Genomic DNA, 4,803 nt, shown 5'->3' on the forward strand with positions numbered 1-4,803 from the left:
GCGCAGCAGCTCACGACCGAGAGCGATGCCGGGCTCGACATCGCCGCGAGTTCCATAGAACGCCAGCACAAATTTCAACGCGGATCCTGGCCCTTTACTTCCCGTGCGCGTTCTGCGAAATGAAAGCGGGAGCCTCGCGTCCCCCGGTTCAGCCGCCCAGCAGTTTAACCCCAATACCGGCCCTATCGACCCCCATAGAGATCATCGCCGCCGACGATGCTTCGACCGATTGCACACCGGCGATCATCCAGGAGTACGCCAGCCGGTACCCGCACCTGTTCCGGCCAATACTCAGGTCGGAGAACGTCGGCCCCAACGCGAACCTGACCGACGCCCTGTCGGCTGCGCGGCGAGTACATCGCACTGTGCGAGGGAAACCACTACTGGATCAATCCGCTGAAGCTGAGCAAGCAGGTGGCGTTCCTCGACCGGCACCCAGAGACGGCGGTGCGCTTCCATCCCTTCCGAGTGATCTGGATCGGCGCCAGCCAGTCGGTCCGAGCGCGGCTCCAACGTCATCCCGTCCGAGTGATCTGGACCGGCGGCGGGTATTAGCCCGCGGGTCAAAACAGCACCCGGCTCACCAGGATCCCCATGTGGTCGTGTCTATCACCCGGGCGCGGACCGCGGTGCCGAAGCGCCTCTTAGGCGCTGGACTCGGCGGCGAGCCGATAGCCGCGCACGGCCAGTGGAATGAACACCGCCACCAGCACGATTGCCCAGATGAGAGTCATCGCTAGAGGCCACACGAGGGGGCCGTCGTGGGCCAGTGCCCGCATCGCCTCGATGGGTGGCGACATCGGTTGCACGCGGACCAATGGCCGGAGCCAGTCCGGGAACAGCCCGATTGGAGTGATACCGGGATTGACGAACGCCAGCGAGACGGTCACGGTCGCCAGCAACGTCATGGCGGTGCGGGCATTGGTGCGGACGGCCAGCGCCATTACCAGCGCCGTGAACCCGGCCACCACGATCGGCGGGATCAGAATGTACACCAGTGCCGCGGGCCAGCCGTGCGTGAAGCGTAGTCCCATTGCCACTCCGAGGGCGGTGATCAGGACCGTCCCGATGAGCGCGCGCACGGCCTCGGCGGTCAGCCGTCCGGTGAGCGCGCTTGCCCGGTGCACCGGCAGCACCCACATCCGGCTGAGCAGCCCCCACTGGCGGTCCACCACGATGCCCTCCGACGTGCGCAGGGCGCCGAGCACCGCGGACAGCACCGCGCACACCGGGACCAGGCCGTAAACGCTGGCGACCCCGGTGACCTTATGCACCCGCTCGCCTAGCACCGCCTGGTAGGTGAGCAGGATGCAGACAGGCACGACCAGCGACCCCATCATCACCGCTCGCTCACGCCGCCACCGGGTAAGGAGTCGACCGGCTTGCACCCAGGTCTGAGTCAGCAGCGAGCCTTGCATCCCGGGCTGTAGTATCACTTAGCCCCGCCTCTGCAACCGCAGCGTGGTCGCGCCGAAGACCAGCACCATGCCCACACACCAGGCCAGGCTGGCCGCCAAGTTGCCGACCGCCACCTGCCCGGTGGCCAGGCCGCGCAGTGTTTCGGCGATCTGTGACACCGGCTGGTTACGCACGTACGGGCGCAACCAGTGGGGAAAGGTTTTCTCCGGGGCGATTCCGGTGGACAGCATCAACAGCAGCAGTTGGGGGGCCGTCAGTAGCTGGCCGACCCCCTGGACACTGCTGGTACCGGACCCCACCGCGTCGGCGCCCAGCGCCACGGCCAGGCACAGGAGCAACGTGATGAGCACAAAGGCCAGCGCATAGCCCAGTCCACCGGTCATCCGGAATCCGAACGCATAGCCGGCGACCATCGCCACCGACACGGCGAGTGCGGCCCGAATCAGGGTGGCCAGCACGCGAGCGCCCATGGGGACTGCCGCGGCGATCGGGAGCGTCGCCAACCGCTTGTTCAGCCCAAGCAGGTGATCATGGGTGGCACGGCCGGCGGTAAGCAGCGCGACGAAGATCACCGACTGGATGACCACCGCGGGCACCAGATACTGCGCGTAACTCATGCGGCCGGTGTCGATCAGGCCGTGCAGCGCCACGGTGAAGCCCGCCAAATACCCGGCGGGTGACAGGATCTCGAAGATCATCCCGCCGTCGCGCGCCGCGGAGATCAGCGAACGTTCGGTCAGGGCGACCAGGGCGCTCATGATTGGGCGACGGTCGGTTCGGTCAGGTGCAGAAACGCCTCGTCGAGCGAGGGTTTGCGCAGCGAGATGTCGACGAGTTCGATGCCCAGCGCATCGACCCGTTGAAACACCTCACCCAGCGTGGCCACCCCGTCCGGGGCCAACACCGACACCGAGTTCGTGTCGGCCTCAGTATCGATCCCGTCAAGCCCGGCCAGCGCCGCCGCGACCTGAGGCAAATCGGCCGGATTGGCCGGGGTCACCTGGCAGTGGCTGCTACCCACCCGGCGCTTGAGGTCCTCGGCGGTGCCGCTGGAGATCACCTGTCCGTGGTCGATGACGACGATCGAGTCGCTCAGCACGTCGGCCTCTTCCAAATACTGCGTGGTCAGCAACACGGTGACGTCCTGCTGAGCCAACGAGCTCACCAGGGCCCACACGTCGCGGCGGCTGCGCGGGTCCAGCCCCGTGGTCGGCTCGTCGAGGAAAAGCACCTTCGACGGCACCACCAAAGTGCTAGCCAGATGAACGCGCCGCCACATGCCCCCCGAATAGGTGTTTACCTGCCGGTCAGCGACCGCGACAAGATCGAACTGTTCGATCAGCTCGTCGGCGCGAACCTTGGCCTGGCGCCGACGCAGGCCGCGCAGCCTGCCGAACAACACCAGGTTCTCCCGGCCGGTAAGCAGCGGGTCCATCGCGGTGAACTGCCCGGCCATCGCGATGCTGGCGCGTACCCGGGCGGACTGGCCGACGATGTCGTATCCGGCGACGACGGCACGGCCCGAATCCGGGCGGATCAGCGTGGACAGAATGTTAATGGTGGTCGTCTTGCCAGCGCCATTGTGGCCGAGCAAACCGCACACCGTCCCGGCCGGAACCGAAAAGCTCACGCCACACAGCGCAGGCGTGGCTCCCCCGAATGTCTTCGTGAGGCCAACAACCTCGATCGCAAGTGGGCTCACCGCAGAAAGTATTTCATAGTTAGGTGTGGCACGTGGGCGGGATCGGTTAGCAGATAGCGCTATCAGAGATGCCGCGGGCCTTCTCCGCTGGTGAAGATCCGGTGTGAGAAACTCCTCGATTGCGCCATCATCCCGGGTACGTGACCACGAACGGAATCCCGGTCGGCGAGCTTTCCCCACTACGTCGGCATCGATTCGTAAGCGCTGAGGCGGCCGTCGCTACGTTCAGGGGCGTTCCGCGAGTAGAGTTCGACCGGTTCCGAGTGGACCTCGACCGGGTCGCTGGCCAGGAGACCACGCCTCGTGCTGAGGCTCCGCGTCCGTCGCACGGCCAGATTGACACGTCGGTTGTGATCGCCCTGGAAAACATCGACGTCGGCCAGCTCCCAAGCGAACTGGCGATTAGCGCCCTGACCATGACAAAGTTCGCCGCCGGCCCCCATGCGACGGGCGATGCCGGCGAGCGAGCGCGACGTCAAGATCGCCCACAACGAGCCGAGGCCGCCTTCGACCCCGCTGCGGTTTGATGGCGACTCTGCCAGAGCGTACGGACACATCTACGCCGCGGTCATCCCAACCGGGCGCAAGGCGGGCGGCGCCCGAGCGGTCGATCTGTTAATCGCCGCCACCGCCCTAGCCGCCAACCTCCCCCTTTACACACGAAATGTCGACGACTTCCGAGGCATCGAACACCTCCTGACCATCGTTGGCGTCTTAGCCCACGGGTTCACATGTTCGGTGATCGGTATTGACCGAACGCCGAACAGTAGATAATGGCTCCGTGCTGAGGGCAACGTATTCGCACTGCTGACAGCGAAACGGCCTCGAAACGCTGCACCACTGGCGTCGCCAACAAGGTCGTCAGCCTGGCATGCGGGTTGTCATTGCCGATCGGATAACCCGTGACGTGCGTGAAATGCTGCGTGAGGCTGGCTGGGGGTTTCCGGCACCGCCAATATGGGCGCAAAGCGGTCCAGCCTCATCCCTTTATCTGCTTTGTAATTTGCGGGGCCCGGGCGTGGCGCGCCCGCGAGCGAACCGGCTAGCCATACGCATCGTGTCTCATCCCCATGGGCCGCCAGAACCGCGCGCATCAGGATGCCCCTTCGCGCGGCGCTCCACATTGGATCAGATCGCCGGGAACGTCATCGGCCAGTACCGTCTTAGCGCAACGCTACAGACTGGTGGGTCTCTGCATTCCAATCATCGTCTCGGCCTCCGCGCGCCAGTCTAGGCCCAGGTCTCGCTGCGCCGGCGAGCGATCGCGTTGACCTCGAGGATCAGTTTCACGATCGATATCGGGACGAGCCGGTAAAGCTTGCGGAGGCGGTGGAAATCCTCGAACATCGTCCGGAAACCTTGTTCGCTCGCCCGGTACGCCTCGAACACGCGATCCAGCGCGGGCTGGTCCCAGGGCTCGTCGCGCGCGGCCGCGCTCAGCGCTTGGTAGGCCGCGGAAATCCAGTCCGCGCCGAAAAGCTCAGTCACCGGGCCGCAGCGCCGGTGGTGCCGGAGACCAGGTGCGAGAAAATCCTCGATTGCGCCCTCGTCCCGGATGTCCAGATCGATCGCGAGCGCCACGGAAATCCGCTTAACTTCCCGGCACCAATCGTCCATAAGGTTGGCGTACTCAACGAACACGCGCGGCAAGCCGCGCGTGTCCCTCTCGGCCAGCAGACTAT

4 protein-coding genes and 3 pseudogenes are annotated in these 4,803 nt (G+C 65.5%); 2 read left to right on the forward strand and 5 right to left on the reverse strand.

The window, feature by feature from the left end; genetic code table 11:
• Positions 1-191: 191 nt before the first annotated feature.
• A pseudogene (locus tag ACLP9N_RS15425) lies at positions 192-477 on the forward strand (glycosyltransferase family 2 protein); the annotation flags it as partial.
• Positions 478-644: 167 nt separating this feature from the next.
• Here ACLP9N_RS15425 and ACLP9N_RS15430 read toward each other — a convergent pair.
• From ACLP9N_RS15430 to ACLP9N_RS15440, 3 genes are read right to left on the reverse strand one after another with little or no spacing between them, the layout of a single operon-like run.
• On the reverse strand, positions 645-1,418 hold the full coding sequence (locus ACLP9N_RS15430) for an ABC transporter permease (RefSeq protein ID WP_442408243.1): 774 nt from the start codon (positions 1,416-1,418) through the stop codon (positions 645-647).
• Positions 1,419-1,436: 18 nt separating this feature from the next.
• Positions 1,437-2,177 carry an ABC transporter permease gene (locus ACLP9N_RS15435; RefSeq protein WP_442408240.1) on the reverse strand — a complete coding sequence of 247 codons (741 nt, stop codon included), beginning with the start codon at positions 2,175-2,177 and terminating at the stop codon, positions 1,437-1,439.
• Entirely contained in the window at positions 2,174-3,121 is a 948-nt protein-coding gene (locus ACLP9N_RS15440; protein WP_442408241.1) for an ATP-binding cassette domain-containing protein, read from the reverse strand. The genes ACLP9N_RS15435 and ACLP9N_RS15440 overlap by 4 nt, the downstream gene beginning before the upstream one ends.
• Before the next feature lie 140 nt (positions 3,122-3,261).
• Here ACLP9N_RS15440 and ACLP9N_RS15445 point away from each other — a divergent pair, with 140 nt between their 5' ends.
• Positions 3,262-3,648, forward strand: coding sequence for a hypothetical protein (locus ACLP9N_RS15445; RefSeq protein WP_442408242.1), 387 nt, complete (start codon positions 3,262-3,264; stop codon positions 3,646-3,648).
• A gap of 357 nt (positions 3,649-4,005) precedes the next feature.
• Here ACLP9N_RS15445 and ACLP9N_RS15450 read toward each other — a convergent pair.
• Positions 4,006-4,370: pseudogene (locus ACLP9N_RS15450) on the reverse strand (TylF/MycF/NovP-related O-methyltransferase); the annotation flags it as partial.
• Positions 4,352-4,803 (reverse strand): annotated as a pseudogene (locus ACLP9N_RS15455) (sulfotransferase family protein); the annotation flags it as partial. The pseudogenes ACLP9N_RS15455 and ACLP9N_RS15450, both read right to left, overlap by 19 nt.

Origin of the sequence: Mycobacterium sp. (genome assembly GCF_052144515.1) — a bacterium.
Lineage (GTDB): Bacteria > Actinomycetota > Actinomycetes > Mycobacteriales > Mycobacteriaceae > Mycobacterium.